Annotated in this window: 9 protein-coding genes; 6 read left to right on the top strand and 3 right to left on the bottom strand. The window is 35.5% G+C overall.

The window, feature by feature from the left end:
- Nucleotides 1–9: 9 nt before the first annotated feature.
- From HCX49_RS02220 to HCX49_RS02210, 3 genes are all read right to left on the bottom strand, one after another.
- Nucleotides 10–3,375: a SusC/RagA family TonB-linked outer membrane protein gene (locus HCX49_RS02220; RefSeq protein ID WP_168126010.1), complete on the bottom strand. Its 3,366-nt coding sequence runs from the start codon at nt 3,373–3,375 to the stop codon at nt 10–12.
- A gap of 97 nt (nt 3,376–3,472) precedes the next feature.
- Nucleotides 3,473–4,642, bottom strand: a complete 1,170-nt coding sequence (locus HCX49_RS02215; RefSeq protein WP_168126009.1) for a FecR family protein — start codon at nt 4,640–4,642, stop codon at nt 3,473–3,475.
- Between the two features lie 66 nt (nt 4,643–4,708).
- Entirely contained in the window at nt 4,709–5,296 is a 588-nt protein-coding gene (locus HCX49_RS02210; RefSeq protein ID WP_168126008.1) for an RNA polymerase sigma factor, read from the bottom strand.
- A 554-nt stretch (nt 5,297–5,850) separates the two neighbouring features.
- On the opposite strand from HCX49_RS02210, the gene HCX49_RS02205 reads away from it, so the two are divergent.
- The 6 genes from HCX49_RS02205 (at nt 5,851) to HCX49_RS02180 (ending at nt 17,194) form a co-directional block, all read left to right on the top strand.
- On the top strand, nt 5,851–7,002 hold the full coding sequence (locus HCX49_RS02205) for a TlpA family protein disulfide reductase (protein WP_168126007.1): 1,152 nt from the start codon (nt 5,851–5,853) through the stop codon (nt 7,000–7,002).
- Between the two features lie 742 nt (nt 7,003–7,744).
- Complete coding sequence (locus HCX49_RS02200) at nt 7,745–9,361, top strand: hypothetical protein (RefSeq protein WP_132771272.1); 1,617 nt, start codon at nt 7,745–7,747, stop codon at nt 9,359–9,361.
- Nucleotides 9,362–9,370: 9 nt separating this feature from the next.
- Complete coding sequence (locus HCX49_RS02195) at nt 9,371–11,089, top strand: IPT/TIG domain-containing protein (protein ID WP_132771271.1); 1,719 nt, start codon at nt 9,371–9,373, stop codon at nt 11,087–11,089.
- 22 nt (nt 11,090–11,111) lie between these two features.
- On the top strand, nt 11,112–12,809 hold the full coding sequence (locus HCX49_RS02190) for an IPT/TIG domain-containing protein (protein WP_165905938.1): 1,698 nt from the start codon (nt 11,112–11,114) through the stop codon (nt 12,807–12,809).
- 943 nt (nt 12,810–13,752) lie between these two features.
- The gene (locus HCX49_RS02185; RefSeq protein WP_168126006.1) at nt 13,753–15,486 is read left to right on the top strand and encodes an IPT/TIG domain-containing protein; all 1,734 of its coding nucleotides are present in this window, start codon (nt 13,753–13,755) and stop codon (nt 15,484–15,486) included.
- A gap of 25 nt (nt 15,487–15,511) precedes the next feature.
- Nucleotides 15,512–17,194, top strand: a complete 1,683-nt coding sequence (locus HCX49_RS02180; RefSeq protein ID WP_168126005.1) for an IPT/TIG domain-containing protein — start codon at nt 15,512–15,514, stop codon at nt 17,192–17,194.
- Nucleotides 17,195–17,287 lie beyond the last annotated feature (93 nt).

The following is a 17,287-nucleotide window of genomic DNA, read 5'->3' as shown; positions in this document are numbered from 1 at the left end:
ATTAAATATTTATAAGCCCGCTTGAAGGGTAAAAGAGATACTCCGCGCGAAAGGATAATTTATCCCACGTTCTTGCTTGACCGATGACCAACGAAAGATATCATTTGCAACCAGCCCCATCCGTAAGCTTGACAGTGCTAATTTTTTTGTAAAAGCTTTTCCAGCATCATATGAAATATTGAGTGACTGAAGCGCAAGTAAACGATCTGGCATTATAAATCGCGAAGAGACACGTGTCTGTCCAAGGTCTTGAATACTCTTATAGAAAGACACATCCCCCGGGTTTTTCCATTTTTCTTCCAGCACCCGGCTATCTACATTATATCTTGGATCTGCATTTTCCACCCGGTCCACCAAAGTTTGATTATAAGTTTTACCGCCCACCCGTGTTTGAAAATAAGCCACCATCATAAATTGCTTATAACGCAGCGTTCCTCCGAAAAAACCTTCTATTTTAGGAGTGGCCACAGCCACTACATCGATATCCTTCGCATCCCAGTCATAGGTCAACGATCCATCTTTTTTAATGAAAACTTCCTTTCCATTTTCAGGGTCGATACCAAGCGATGGCACGGCATAAATGGCATCTAACGATTGTCCTTCCTTGTATCTCAGCAAAGGCACAGCCATCAGATCACTTCCCTGCTGTGACTCATCCACCCTATCGTTATAACTTTTCAGTGCATTGGAAATCCGGATGATCTTATTTTCGTTCCGAACTAAATTAGCCAGCAAACTAAGCGTCCAGTTTTCGTTGCGGATAGGTATCCAGTTTGCATTAAGCTCAAAACCTTTATTTTCCATATCACCCAGATTTTCTTTATAGGATGTAAATCCGGTGGAAGGTGCTAAGTTGATGTCCGCCAAAATATCCCGTGTTATCTTATGATAATATCTTGGAGAAAATGTCAAGCGGTCGTTCCAGAAACCTAAGTCAATCCCAACATCTGTATTTTGGGTCTTTTGCCAGGTCAGATTCTCATTGCCATAATTCCGGACTGTACTACCTAACCCCGATGAATACCAGTTACTTTTATCATAATTGTAAGTAGTTCTTGCCATGTAGGGATCAAACTGCACAGAACCTGTCAGACCGATCGTTGTCCGCACACGTAACTGGCTAATAGATTCATTATCGAACCAGGATTCCTTATGTATATTCCAGCCGATACCCGTTGACCAAAATGGAGCAGAACGCCTGTTAGCTCCAAATTTAGATGAACCATCGATCCGCAAGGTGGCATCAAAAAGATACCTACTGTCAAATGAATAGTTTGAACTCAAGAATGCACCAAATAACCTGGAAGCGCTTAAGCTGCTTTGTGGACTTGCATTTTCAGCATACCCCTTTGCAAAACCGACACTTGTAAAACGATCATTAGGAAAACCTACAGCTGTAAAAGAACGCTCATCATAACTTTCCGTTCTTATATTTGTTCCCGCTACAATATTGAAATTATGTTTTTCGATTGTCCGCATCCAGTTCGCCCGCACATTGGCATCCCAGTACAGTTCATTATTCGTATAACTGGTATAACTACCTTTTAAATCTGTTTGACTTGTCGGATAATAAAAAAAATCATTGGCCAAAGGCGAACGGAAGTTGTCATTATTGTTTAGTCTCTTCAGTAAGCTTACTTGTCCACGCAATCGCAAACCATTGCCTAGATCTAGATCTGCAGATAGATTATCTAATAGTTCGGTATAGCCTAATTTGTTGAAGCTACTTAAAGTAGCATTATAAAGTGGGTTCAATACATGCTCCCTTTGGCTTGACCCTGAGTTGGCGACCCTGGTCCAAACATCAATTTCCTGAAGAATATTACCGTTATCGTCTTTCATCCGATAATAGGGGTTCATCAGCACATAATCTGAAAAATTACCATATGGAGATTCCGTACCATTCACGATGGTCACTGATAATTCATTTTGGAAGCGAACTTTATCACGAAGATTGTAGCTGAAATTCAAACCTCCTGAATATTGGTTTCTACCGGACCCTTTCATGACTCCAGGTCGTGTCTGGTAACGAAGGTCCACGCCATATCTGAATGTTTCTGCACCTCCCTGGATGTAAAGTCCATGCTTTTGCCCAACAGCAGTTCGCACAGGCTGAGAGAGCCAGTACGTGTCTACTCCGCCCAATACATTTGCTAATTTGCTATAATATAATTGATCAAGAACATCTTGCGACTGTCGTTGTAAATCACTATCATAGAGCCCTGCCAATTTTTCGTAAGCTAATTTATCTGGCGCATTCAAGACTTTATATCCGGTCAGATCAGGAACATTGACATTGCTTTCATGCGTATAAGTCAGCTGTAACTTTCCATCTTTAGGTGCTTTTGTCGTGATCACCATTACCCCATTTGCAGCACGTGATCCATAGATCGCTGTTGCTGCAGCGTCTTTTAAAATGGTTACACTCTCAATACGGGTCATATCCAGATCCAAAACTTTTTGAACACTAACTTCAAAACCATCCATAATAAAGGCAGGCATATTGATCGAGGTCGTAATATTATCACGTCGCAGTACCTCATTATTTCCAGAAGGCAAGGAAGAAGATCCTCTGACATTGATATTGGGAAGCGCATTGGGATTAGATCCTGCTAAATTATTGTCCAGTAACTTGAATGATGGATCGAACACTTGCATCGCTTGGAGCACATTCTGAGGATTCACCTGTCTTAATTCTTCTCCGCTTTTGGTAACCGCAGTACCTGTGTAAGAATCTTTTTTGATGACCTGATACCCCGTTACGACCACTTGCTCAAGTGCATTAGGCTCCTCCTCCATGCGAATAGAATAGTCAAATTTATCATCCAATAACTGCAATAAATAAGTCCGATATCCCACCATACTCATGGTCAGCGTACCCTTTGCTTCCCCCAGAAAAAATTGTCCATTTTGATCTGAAATCGTGACTGGTTTCCCATTGTAAAGCACCGTTACTCCGTTTAAGGGATTTTGATCCTTACCCCTTACGGTAACTTTGATCTCTCGCTGTGAAGGTTTTTTAACCGCCGGAGCAGTTTTTTGATTGGTAGTATGCGATAGTTGTTCCAAGAATATTGTTTTTGAATCAATCGTATAGCTCATATCCTGATCCTTTAAAATCTGATCAAGAAAAACCTTAAGTGTCACCTTTTCGACTTTCAAGGTTATCGGCTTTGCCCTATCAAGTAATTTTTTGGCACCCATGAACTCATAATTAGTCTGTTTCTTGATCGCCTGCAATACTTCTGTAAGTGCCACATCGCGACCCGAATAGGTAATGGTTTGCGCATTCAAATTTTGACAGATGAAAAATAGAAGCACAACAAACAATGACAATGGCTTTGTCACTTTTAAAGAGTAAGAATTTATTTTCATTAATAATGTTTAGGTTAGTTTGTCGGACTAGGTCCAATAAAATTCATATAGGCTTTCGTGTTAAGTTGTTTCTAATAGTCCTCCTTTCTTTTTAAAATCAGTTCTTTTCTATGATTAATTTTCCATTTGCTGTAAAATGGTAATGTAAATTCTGGTCTTTTAAGATCTTTAATATGGTACTCAGTTTACTGGTGCGATACGTTCCACCGAAAAACTCGACATCAGGCATCTCGCCCCTGTACTCGACATCCACATTATACCACCGTGACAAATCGTCCATGACTTCAAAGAGAGACTTTCCGTCAAAATTAAATCGGCCGTCTACCCAAGCCAGTTCCTGATCCACATCAACAGCACGGCTGGTTAGCTTACCTTTATTTACAAGCGACTGGTAACCTGGCAATAGAACAATATGCTTTCCACTAGTTAATTCTTTTACTTGTACTTTACCCTCCAGCAGTGTTGTTCTCATATCACTCTTGTTACCATAGGTATTCACATTAAAATGAGTACCAAGGACAGAAACTTGCTGATTTGCAGTTTCAACGATAAAGGGTTGATTTTTACGCTTGGCAACCTCAAAATAGGCTTCGCCATGCACATTGACCTCACGTTTATCCGTTGCAAATACGGTAGGATAACGAAGTGTCGTTGCCGCATTTAATTTGACACGTGTACCATCAGGTAAAATAACATCATAAATACCTCCTCGAGGAGTTTCTATTGTGGCAAATTGAGCTGCTTGTGTCTCTGCCACTTCCCCCCCATCATCATAATGAACTCCTTTATTACTGATAAAGACTTCACTTTCACGCTCATTGAGCTGAAATTGGCGTCCATCAGAAAAAGTTACTGTAGCTCGGTTTTTAGCAGGAAGTCTATCTGTCTGTGACAGTTGGTTTTCAGCAGGAATTTTTAAGCCAATCTGGTTATAGTACCAAACTGATCCAAAAGCAATAAGCAAACATGCTGCGGCAACATACGGTAGCAGACGTTTAAATTGAAAAGCTTTTTGAGGAACAGGCCTTACAAATAGTTTTGATCTTACTTTCTCAAAATCTCTATTTTTCTCAAATTCCTGTAAACTTTCAAAAGCCTTTTTTTGCATTATCTGATCAAAGCAACGTTTGTAAACCGCTTGATTCTCTGGAGACTCACTCAACCATTTTTTTAAAAGCAAACGGTCTTCAGCGTGCTGTTCACCCTTCATTTCTTGAACAATGAGGGCGCTAATACGAATCAATAATTCTTCTTCTGTTAGGTTCATAATATCTCTTTTCAATAATAGATACCGCACCGAATTAAAAAAGTACTAAAGAAGAATAAAAAAAAATTAAATTTTTGAAGAAAAGAATACGATGGACATCAGGTAATGAAAAGAATCGCGGCTTAACAGCTTTCGCAATAAGCTTAAGGCGCGCAGTTTCTGATTCTTTACAGTTTGAATGTTAATATTTAACAAGTCGGCCACTTCCTGATTGCTATGACCTTCTAAATACGTAAGCTCCACGATCTCACGTGCTTTAGGAGGAAGTTTATTAAGAGCATGATACAGCTCTGCCATCGTTTCTGTATACACGATTTCCTGAAGTTGATTCGATTGATTTTGATCCTGAAGACGGATATAAGTATCCACCCGATTAAATCTTCTTTGCCGAGAAGCTTGATAATTTAGTCCCAAACGACGTGCAGTTTGATATAAGGCGGCTTTGAGATGCTGCATACTTTCATAATTGCGTTTACTTTGCCATAGTCGGATAAAACTTTCCTCTGCTATATCTTCCGATTCTTTAGACTCATAAACAAAACTTGATGCAAACAAACAGATACGAGCAAAATAGCGATGGTATATATACGCACATGCTTCTTCTTTTCCTTCAGAGAAGTCTTCAAGCAATTCTTTTTCGCTTGTATATTTCATTCATAAATCTATTTTCAGGTTCGGTAGCTGTTTTAAAACTCAAATATATACATAAAAGTTATAAAATATACCGCAAAAAACATGAAACAGGAGATTCAAGTAGAGTCTTCTCTCTCCCGCAATAGAGAAACATACCACCGCTTCAGTAAATAATCTAATAGGACACTTTCCGAATAGAATTGTTTACAAGAGCGTTTTCAAAAATGGAAATTAATTTTGTATATTAGGATTCGATTAAATCATCAATTCGGGCTTGGCTTGATGAATTGCCCCAGATAGTAAACTATCTGGGGCTTTTTTCATATCATTTTGATTTTCCCCATAATTCTTCAGCGAAATCATGTGAGTACTTGTATAAGCTGTATTATTATAAGTATTTACATCTTTTGAAAAATTCATAAAAATTCCTATATTGAAGATAATTACAAAGTGATCAGCTAAGATTATATTTCTTTCTTCTTAAAATGAAGTTAGTATTTAAGTAAGGTATAATCTGTTTTTTACCTTTCCCATTATTCTATTTAAATATTTTTAAATCATTAATAAATATGGTTATGAGATTACATTGCTTAATTGTTTTAACGATATTAATGACATTTTCTGCTATTGTGTATGGACAAGACCATGTTAAAGTCAGAATAAATCTCAGAGGTATTGACAAAGAGAAATTAATAGTGCATTTTGATGACGGTATTGTATTAGACGTACTTGAACTAGACCAAGCAGATTCTAGTATTAACATTGATAAACCTGTCTATACACGCTACCCTACATTAAATGTCACTTATGATCGTAAATATGATAAAAACTATTTCATAGATAGTAATCTCAGTATTTTGAATCTTTTTTATGATCCAAAGAGGAAAGAAACGCCATTTTATTCTGAAGGTAATACCCATATAACTGCTATTTATGATACGGCTTCAAATGAGATTTATCGTAATCTTAAAAGAGAGCAAGAAATAGAATTGATAAAACTGAATAATCTGTTTACAAAGCATGGTAGTGAGCTTCGCACGAATGATTCTATTAAATACGAACTTGCTAATACCGTGAAAGTCATCAACACTAAATCACTGGACTACCTAACACCATATGCCAATGACTTTTTTTCTTTTTACTATTTCAAAGATCAAGTACTTGGATTAGCTAGTTTAGTAGAAAATGATTCAGAATATTACAGTAACTTATTAGCGTATTACAATAATACATTTCCGGATGAATTTAGAAATACGAAGGAAGGGAAAAAAATCGCCGCTCAGTTACAGCAAAAAATATCACCTACACGTCTAAAAGAGAATGAAATTTTACCAGATATTCACTTTAAAGATATCAATCGCGGGGCAATTAAACTTAAAAACTCGAAAGAAAATTTTGTTTTGTTAGATTTTTGGGCAAGTTGGTGTGGACCTTGTTTACAACAGATACCAGATATCACGGAGCTGCGTAAGCAATTCTCCACAGATGTATTGAAGATAGTTAGCATTTCGATTGATAGAGATTCCACTAGTTTTATCAATAGTGTAAAGGAACATAAGATGGACTGGATACATAGTTTGGATAGAGGTAGTTTGTTGAGCGATTCACTAGGTATCAGCAGCGTTCCAACACTTTTGTTATTGAATCGACATGGTAAGATCGTTTACTATAAAAACGGAGGAAAACTTGATGTAGATAGAATTCGTGCAATTATTAGGGAGGATTGATGTTTAGACAATATCATTTTTTAAATTAAACCTTTATCTTGATTTCTAAGCTAAGGTACATAAAAGATAGATCTCAGCTAATTTAAAGACGCATGAATCCTCTGTCATTTCAAAATGTAAATGGCTAGATTATCCTAAAAAAAAAGTTTAAAAATATTTTTTGTCATGAACCTTTTTATGGGACAGTTGTTTTATTATTGAAAACTATAGCAAACCTGCTTTTTATAAAGCAGCAAATAAATCGACGTAGTACAGTAGAAAATCCAAATGCACCCAAAACTTTTGGATGACGAAACAAAAAAGAGGAAACGATAAGAAACATAAAAAAAATTACTATACACCAAAACGTCAAGATAAAGGGTCTAATGAAAATTAGGCCCTTTTGACTTTAAAGAACTCTCCAATTAGCATGAAATCCATTAAGAAGATCAAAATGGATTATTTTTTATACCATGCAATGTTTTGATAATTTACACTGACGTAAATTTAGATTTCACTAATAATAAGCAAAAAAATGCAATCAATTAGGAACATTTAAAATCCCCTTTTTTAATATACTATTTAAATTTGTGCCAATTAATTATTTTTCAACAGTATAATTATTTCGCTAATATGGGATTTTTCATATCTTTGCGATCTAATAGCCATCTTAATTATACTTATGAAAAGACAGCATCTTTTGCGATGTTTATTATTTATATTAATCATGCAAATTTCCTGTAACAAAGTGGAAACAATCCCCATGGAAGATACCAAACCTATCCGGATTGAAACCCAAGGAATTGAAATCACCGAAGATAAGAAAACCATTTTGACAGCCAATATCTTACATCTTAACACAGATAAGGTTATTGAACATGGATTTGAATTCTTATACATTAGCTATATTGACAACCAGTCAATAGAAAAAACTAAAACCTATCCAATAACAGAAAAGGCTGTTCCCGGTCGAGTTTCATTAGCCTTAGAAGATAATATTCTAAATGAGCTAACGAATTTATCACGATACCGTTACTATATTAAAACTGATAAAGATGAAATAAAAGGTAATTATGTTCCCCTATATATCACTACTACACAAGATTTCAGTATTCATCCCAATCAAGCAATTACCGGCTATTCTGGTGAAACTGTAAAACTGAAAGGAAATTTTAAAGATGTCTCCATAAAATATGATTTATATATTGGTGACCATCCTACTCCGATTCCTTACAACATCAGTAATAACAGTATCGATTTAAGCTTTACGCTACCCGTCAATGGGTTTAAAGAAGAAGCTTCTGTTTATCTAATTAAAAAAGAAGATACCTCAAATTATCCTTCTCAGTTTTATATCGCTTCAGTAAAATATCTGACCCGTATCAATCCGCCAGATGATTACAATATTTCTCCTTACTCTTATCTACATTTAACTGTAAAAGAAGGGCCCGCTTACAACAGTTCCATTATTATTGGCAATAAACTTGTTCCTTATCGCGATTACATTATGCTCAGCGATTACATAAGTCCTGACGATGGTGATGTATTCCGTTTAGGCTATTATGATGGACGGGACACAGTAATTTTCCCTAAAAAATTACAAATTTTCCGTCCCGACATAAATAAAATATACTTTCCTTCGCTACGAGCTCATCCTTCTGGAAATGCGCTTGTATTAGGATTAAGCCATGATCAATTATTTGGCGATGTTGCCTTTTCATTAGGTTCGCACCCCGTACATATGGGATATGATAATCAAGGTATTTATTCCATCTATCCAGGAAGCTTACCTGATGGTGAATACCCATTGGAAATAAAATCCAAAAATTACCATCTCATATCCCAAAAGAAACTAAAAATAGAAACCTTAAAAGCAACCCATCTAACTCAAAACGGTCAGGATATGGGAAGTACGGTCACCGTATTTGGCAACTTTATTAAGGGACACCATTATAATATCATGTTAGATAACAATGGTCACTATGGCATACCTGCTGAAGAAGGCAAACTAAATTTTACCATCCCTATGCTCAAAGGCGGCAAACACAATCTCACAATTGGTTATACAGATGCTCATGAAAATTCAAGTACAGCAATTCAGACCAATCTCACTATAGAAGTTAACCAATTTACATTCACTAGTTTCTCTCCGCTTAAGGGAAACACCAGCACAAACATAAGGCTAAAAGGTAAATCGATAGCATTTGCGATGATTTATTTTGGAGATAACTGGGTACATGCTTCGCAAGTTGGCAATTCGCATGACGAAGTAATAATCAGTCTACCCTTTATGACACAACCCGGGAAATACAAAATCAGTGCCCGGATAGGTGAACGCTGGTTACAACTTTCAGATGCATTTGAAGTAACTAATCCCTAAACGAAGATTATGAAAACAGCATTTTATACAAAAAAATACGTTTTTTTGTTCGCACCTTTTTTTATGGCGATTATCCTATCCATAACATCAAGCTGCAAAAAAGAAAACACAACGACCATTTTCGATACCAGATCTATTCAAATCGTAAACGAAGGTGTCAGTGAAATTAGTGATGACAAGATCATACTAAACGGTATAATCGAAAATTTAAACAGTGAAACCATAATAGATCATGGATTTATCATTAAAGAAGAAAACCAACAGACTGCAGGAACAACCATAAGTCTTGGCAATACCCCAAAAATTGGCCCATTTCAATATACCTATATCCCACATACCAAACCCGAATTGGGCAATAGCTTCAGTTATCATTTTTATCTTAAAACAGACAAATCCTATTATAAATCAGGTGAATACTATTTTAAAGTCGATGGCATAAAGATAATTCAGTCGGGTACATTTGCACAAGCTACAGGCGATACCGTTCATATTAAAGGTGAGTTTTCAAAAGTTGATAGCAAATACAGTATAGATATTCTTGATCTCAATGCACGTCAGATTCCTATTGTATTAAATAAGGAAAAAACGCAATTATCATTTGTTATGCCTGCGACATTAGGGACACATAATAAAATTGTTAAGGCAACTCTTAATCGTTATGAATCAACAAAATTTTACAGCAGACCACTCATCAATCTACGCACATTAGGTCGTATTACCGCGCCCACAAAATTAAATTATTTTTTATATGAACCCGTTGCTTTTGGGGGAGTAAATTCTTATGAGGTTAATAATTATGACGGCAGCCTACGTTTGATCATAGGTGAACTGCAGATTCCCTTCAGTCCGAATGTCAATTTAAGTACCTTAAGTAATTTAAAAGGTAGCAGCTTTCGTATCGGGTATTTAAATGGCCGAGACTCTGTCATATTTCCACAACAGATAGCGATCAACAGACCAACTGCAGATCTTTTTCAATTGACAGCAAAAGAAGCGCACCCGAACACTTTGATCAAATTGCGATTTGATGATTACACCAAGTACTATTACAACTTAGAAAGACCCACGTTGATCTTTACGGATCGTGGTAACAGTTACACCATACCAAACAGTCCACATGATTATTCTGAATATTATCTCGGAGAGATTCCCGAAGCCACCTATAACGTTAACCTCAAACATGCAATAGGTTCCGTACAGTCTAGTCAACAAGTAAATATTAAAAAATTACATTGGACTCTCCCTACCCAATCCGATTATTATCCAGGAGACAATATTACGATTAGTGGAAATTTTATCGATGGCAATCATTATACGTTAAAATTAGAAAACAGCGATTATATTTATGAACTTCCTGTTGTAAAAGACAAATTGCAATTTCAGATCCCTTCAATTGCTCATGGGAATACAAGTTGGAAAATCGGATACAAACAATACGATGGCAGTACGTACTTTACAAGTGATGCTTTAAAGTTTAATGTATTATCACCTGCTTTTGATTCATTTTCTCCTTCTAAAGGAACTGTAGGAGAAGTCATCGTTATGAAAGGCAGAGCGATCAAGTATGCTCAACATTTCTTTTTAGGGGATATTCCAATCATTCCGATAATTTCCAACAATGATGAAATCATGTTTCAAATCCCACTCAGCATGTCAAAAGGAAAGATCAGATTATCAATCGTCACTAATGGAAAAACGATTTCTCCTGGTTATCTTGAAATTTACTAATCCATCATACTATATATACGATATGAAACGCATTATATATCTCTTAGTCGTAACAATAATCACGTTAGGTAGTTGTACCAAAACCGAAAATAAAGTAGAGGCTGTCGACACCAAACCTATAAATTTAGAAGCACCTATAGTTGACGGAATATCCAAGGAAGGAGCCACACTTTCGTGCCGTATCCTTTCTCTCAACAATGAGTCTGTCCAAGACTATGGAGTTCTGATCTATAAGATGGAAAGTGGAAATTTGAAAAAAGAGCAAGAGATATCGGTCGGTAAAGACGTAAAAATTGGAAAACTTAATTACTCCTTTCTTCCGAAGGGAGGATTAAAGAGTTATGAAACCTATGCTATTGCTTTTTATATACAAACCGAAAAAGGATTTTATAGATCAATTCCCACTACAATCCACTGGAATAATATCGCTATACAAGCTGTTGATCAAAAAAATGTCACATCGGGTGAAAAAATTATTGTTAACGGAAATTTTGAAGGCATCGACGAATCATATTTCGTCCTCAATTCTGGTAATCAATCAAGTGTTTCCTATCAAATAAGTTCAGATAAAAAAAGTTTAACCTTTGATATCCCTAAAACCACAGTACCACACGGGACTACAATGGAATTTTATCTGCAAAATAAAACAAATAATAGTTCTTTACCTGGGTATGAAAGCTATTTACTGGCACGCGTTAAAATAGTCGGTACTATTGATCCGATCACTGTCACTCAGATTTACTTAGGCACTCCGATCAAGCTTACAGGAAAAAATCTACCCAATATGTATGATTCGCCAGCAGACTTTCAATTGATTGTAAACGGAATAAAAGTAAAATATCAAAATCCATTAAACTTAATAGATGTGGAAGGGTTAAAGGGCAATAATTTTAAGATTGGTTATACTAATGGTAAAGAAGAGATCATATTCCCTATTCCCGTCAAGCTATTTACACCTAATAAAGACGATATCAGTTTTGCTACACAAGTAGTACATCCAAAGAGCACATTGCAGATTAAAGGTCTAAAATTTGGGCAATTCTTTAATTACAGTCAAGTGACAGTCCTATTCGACGGCAAAGCATTGCCACCTAGCTACGATTATAACGATGAGTATTTAAATGTTACCGTCCCTGATGTAGCAAACGGCTTTTATAGTGTTGGTATCAACAGTGCCTTTTATGATAAACTAGAAAGCAAAAATAAGATTGAAGTTCGAAAACTTGTGTTATCAAATATAGATGTGCAGCAAGCTTACGTTGGCGATAAAATTACGATCAAAGGTTCCTTTATTGATGGTCAACAATATGGTTTGGCATTAAATGACAATGGATATTTTGATGTGAAAGCCGATAATGGAGAAGTAAGCTTCCTGGTTCCAGATAGTAAGACTGGCCATACCGCTATTAAAATATATTACTATGGAACCAATGATCAATATTATGCCGGAGAAAATCTTTCTTTCAAAATAGAAAAAAGTAGCATCAGCAGCGTAAGTCCACTGCAAGCATACCCTGGCGACCTGATTACCGTAAAAGGAAATGGATTGACACAGGCTAGTTTTGTTTATTTAGGTGGAAAGTATGTTAATGTTGTAAATAGAACCAAAGATGGATTTCAATTTTTAGCACCATCCAATTTTATCCAGTCTAAAGGACGTGTTACCATCAATATCAATGAGGATATTATCCAGTCGGACGACTATATTGAAATCAAGTAATAATGCATGATACGAGCATAGTCAAACAGTAAAAATAATAAAAGCACCCCGTGAGAGGTGCTTTTTCCTTTCCATCACTGCTGGCATTTTTTCAAGAGTACTATCAAAAATGGAAATTAGTTTAGTATATTAGGGTCTGGTTAATCATCAATTCGGACTTGGTTTGATGGATTGCCCTAGATAGTTACATATCTGAGGCTTTTTTTGTGGTAATACAAAAAGCAATTATGGTTTAGATAAAGATTTAATTAAAGACTCCTTTTCTATGTTTAAGAATTATTGAGGATAGATATCGCTTTTTTTATATTCCCCTTAGAACTGTTTCAGCTAGTAAGAAAGTTATGAGGTGACATTGTTAATAGGTTAGTTAAATGGTGAGGAGTGGCGATTGTTAATCCGTTAGTAAGAAAGTTATGGGATTAGATCGTAAGCAGGTTAATTAAACGGCTATGAGACTGCGGAATCAGTACTTTAGAAATCGTATACTTTAGTTCCTCATGAAATTAATATTATGTACCACTTACCCTTTGGTATATTATAAAATTTTGCGTTATTTCACAATGTTGATAATTAATCTAAATACATTTTCCCCAAACAAAACGTTCTGATGCTTTATGCACGCGTTACTGCTGAGGAGATCAAAGAATTACAACAACTAAAAGGCAATACCAGTGTCCATAACTTCCTCATGCAGCTAAAACACTTGATTAGAAGTGATACAATAAAAAGCTATGTAATAAATAATAAATATTTATATTTGAACGAAATATAAATCACCTTTTATACTAAAGTTAAGTTGCTCTCCAAAATCCATGTAGTCTTTTAGTTTCTATGCTCTTATTTCATTTAAGACTGGACCTTAAAGTATACCTGCTATTAAAGATCAATCTACAGCCATAATAAAAAGATTTTTTATGCACATCAAATAACATTTTTAATTAGCATGTACTTTAAGTTTACCAATTCCATTCTGCGCACGGCACTTCCTTACAGCCTGCTCATCTTTACTATTTCTTTCTTTTTACTAAGCTGCAGTAAAGAAGAAAAAATAACTATGATCGATACAACTCCAATTTCAATAGAAATAGATGGTTACAAAAACTTAAAAAAAGATGAAATCACATTGTTAGGTAAAGTAACCTACCTAAATGATGAAAAAATTATTGATTTTGGATGGATTATCCAAGAACGTTTATTTGATGAGTCAGGAAAAGAAAAAGTGGTGGAAACTACAATCAGCATGGGCAAAGATCCAAAAGTAGGTACCGTCGAATATCATTACAAACCCAAAAAAAAGTTCGAATTCAATCAAGATTATAGTTATTTCTTATACTTAAAGACTGAAGAAAATGTTTACCGTTCAGAAAGCAATTCCTTTGTATTTAATGGCCTTGTTATAAAGACAGAGAAAACGTTAAAAGCTGCATTTGGCGATCAAGTAACCATAGAGGGGGATTTCAGTATAATAAATAGCGACTTTCAGCTCCAAATTGATGATTTTACAACGACAAGTATTCCTTATGAAGTAAAAAAAAATGGAACAATACTTAATTTTCAATTTCCCAAAAACCCTGGAAACATTTTCAGTGGTGAAGAACTAAATATTACCCTTAATAAAGTTGATCGAAACAAAACATACCGTGCCATTATAGGAAAAATTAAAGTCATAGCCACTGCAGAAGTGTCTGCAAAATTAAGTTACAAGTTTAGCGAGTCAATTGACTTTACGTCAAATGATTATTCACCTTCTAATCCACGCAATGGTTATCTAAAACTACTAATTGGAGACAATATTATTGATTTCACCAATAACGTCTATTTTAGGCACCTCAAAAAGGTCTCTCCGACCATGCGTATTGGATATATTAATGATCGAGATACTGTTATCTTTAAAGATGTCGTTACTTTTGAATTACCAGACCAAAAGCTAATTAATTTTAGCAGTATTGCTGTACATCCCCATTCCGATTTCAAACTTACAGGTGTAAATTTTGGTCAATACTTCACCAATCTTAATCCAATTGCACTTTTCGATAATAAATATCAAATATCATATCATGAGAATAATAATAGTTTCGTCGTCCCCGATATCCCAGACGGCACCTATAGTCTTACATTAAGATATCCGATAGGTACATTAAACATACCCAAAAACATTGAAGTCAGAAAATTAAAATGGACCAGTTTATCTACTATTAATCCCCATTATGGTGAAACTGTCACTATCAAGGGTAATTTTATCAAAGGTCAAGAGTATAGGATATTGACTCCCGAAAATCAAGACCAAGCGACGGTAGTTGCAGAAAAAGAAAATCAACTCGAAGTCGTAATATCGCCAAGATCTTTCTCTTCAGGTGAATGGAAAATAGGATATCGTGACCAGGATTACAACTTTACTTACAACGATAAAAGTCAATTTGTAACAATCAAATCACCTGTGCTTACTTCAGCCAGCCCTCTGCGCGGAAGAATAGGCCAAGTGATCACACTGAAAGGAGCAGGTATTTCCTATGTTAATCGCGTTATGCTCGGCGATATGGATGTATACCGCACCGAAATAAACAATAATGAAATTCAAATCACAGTACCATCTTATGCACCAAAAGGCAAGATGAGATTGTCAATTATTACAAAAGACCAAATAAACACGCTACCAGAATTATTTGAAGTTTATTAATTTAATATACAGCACAAAATTAGCAATGAAAACTCTAATCCATTATATCTTATTTTTAATCACGCTACTGGTTATAGGATGCAGCAAGACAGAAGACCGTGTAGAAGCTGGAATCACAAAACCATTTCTTTTTGACGAGATGAAGCTTGAAAGCATGAATGGGGAAAGTATTGTCTTTTCAAGCAAACTCTTAGAGGAAAATAAGGATAAAATAACAGACTACGGTATTGTGATAGGATATACCCAAAGCGGAGAAACAAATGAAGAAAAAATTTCACTTGGTACAACGCCTAAATTGGGACCGATTTCTTACGAATATAAACCGAAATCACCATTCAAAGTGGCGACAGATTACTACGTACAATTCTATATCCAAACAGCAAAAGGATTTTACACGAGTCATAAATTACCCTTCACAGCTGGTTACCTACAAGTAACAGAAGGGCTTCACCAATATGCCAATACGGGAGATACCATATCGGTAGGAGGCAATTTTGATGGTATTGATAAGGACTTCAAATTAAAAAACTCAATAAATGATGTAAGTATACCATTCACCATCAACACGGAAAAAAATCTTATCACATTTATTGTACCCCAAAATTCCTTAGATCATGGGGCTGGTATCCGTTTCAATCTCGTTAAACAAAAATCTAACACTGAAAAATTTATTTTTGAATTATGTGAAACGATCATTGTGGCCAAATTAAACCCTCCTTCAGAAAAAAAAGTGTATCTAACAGATGCCATTACCTTCACTGGAACTAATCTCCCCGGACCATATAGTTACAGGGATGAGTTATGGTTATTAATAGGTGGACAAAAGTTCAAGTTTCAAAGTACGATATCCCTAGCGATTATAGATGGCCTTAAAGGTACAAGTTTCAAAATTGGTTATTTAAGTGGTAATGATAGCATTATCTTCCCCCACCCTATTGAACTTCTTCAGCCTGGGGGACAAAACATACATATATCCCCTAAAGTTGTCCACCCATCTTCAAATTCTCTTATTACTGGTGATAATTTTGAAAAATTTTACGGAGCGGCATGGAACACGATATATGTTGGAAAACAAGTAGTAGAGAAGCCAAGTTATTACGACCGAGGGTTTTCATTTAAGATTCCTCAAATGAAAGACGGAACATATACAGTGACAATTTCCAATCCATTTTTTAACATAAGCAGTACCGAAACAGTAGAAGTCCGCAAATTAAAAATAGCCGACATCAGTACTACGACCGTATATCCTGAAGAAAAAATTACGATAAAAGGTAATTTTATAGATTATACCAACTATGTAGTACGCATTGGCGAACATGAGGTTATTGCATTAGCACTAAATGGAGAAATTACGTTTAACAACAGCTCAGAAAGTAGTGGCACTAAAACCGTTTCAGTCTGCTATGTAGCAAATGATGGTGAAACGACTTTTGCGGATAAAACTTTTAACGTCAAATCTGAAAAAGGATTTATTAGTTCCGTCAATAAAACTGAAGGCTATCCTGGAGATGTGATTACTGTTAAGGGAAAAGGGTTTTCAGTATTTGCCACTTACAAATTAGGTAATACTCCAATTATTATGCTTAATAGAACGTCTGATGAATTTACATTTTTGATTCCCACAAATTTGCCAAAAGGAAAAAGTAAAATATCAATCAACATGGGTGACTACATACTTGAATCACCAGATTATCTTGACATAAAATAAAATATCAATCAACAATGCCTTAAACAATTAGGAAGATTAACGTCACTTCTGGAGTTTCATGCATAAAACAAAAAATAATACCTTTTATAATAA

Origin of the sequence: Sphingobacterium sp. B16(2022), assembly GCF_012030425.1 — a bacterium.
Classification (GTDB): Bacteria; Bacteroidota; Bacteroidia; order Sphingobacteriales; family Sphingobacteriaceae; genus Sphingobacterium; species Sphingobacterium anhuiense.
Note: the sequence above shows the minus strand (reverse complement) of the source record. Positions and strands in the feature narration are given on the sequence as shown.

Bases quoted from the DNA above. Each gene is read 5' to 3' on its own strand.
- HCX49_RS02190 (WP_165905938.1), top strand. From the start codon at position 11,112: ATGAAACGCATTATATATCTCTTAGTCGTAACAATAATCACGTTAGGT.
- HCX49_RS02205 (WP_168126007.1), top strand. From the start codon at position 5,851: ATGAGATTACATTGCTTAATTGTTTTAACGATATTAATGACATTTTCT.
- HCX49_RS02210 (WP_168126008.1), bottom strand. From the start codon at position 5,296: ATGAAATATACAAGCGAAAAAGAATTGCTTGAAGACTTCTCTGAAGGA.
- HCX49_RS02185 (WP_168126006.1), top strand. From the start codon at position 13,753: ATGTACTTTAAGTTTACCAATTCCATTCTGCGCACGGCACTTCCTTAC.
- HCX49_RS02200 (WP_132771272.1), top strand. From the start codon at position 7,745: ATGGAAGATACCAAACCTATCCGGATTGAAACCCAAGGAATTGAAATC.
- HCX49_RS02180 (WP_168126005.1), top strand. From the start codon at position 15,512: ATGAAAACTCTAATCCATTATATCTTATTTTTAATCACGCTACTGGTT.
- HCX49_RS02215 (WP_168126009.1), bottom strand. From the start codon at position 4,642: ATGAACCTAACAGAAGAAGAATTATTGATTCGTATTAGCGCCCTCATT.
- HCX49_RS02220 (WP_168126010.1), bottom strand. From the start codon at position 3,375: ATGAAAATAAATTCTTACTCTTTAAAAGTGACAAAGCCATTGTCATTG.
- HCX49_RS02195 (WP_132771271.1), top strand. From the start codon at position 9,371: ATGAAAACAGCATTTTATACAAAAAAATACGTTTTTTTGTTCGCACCT.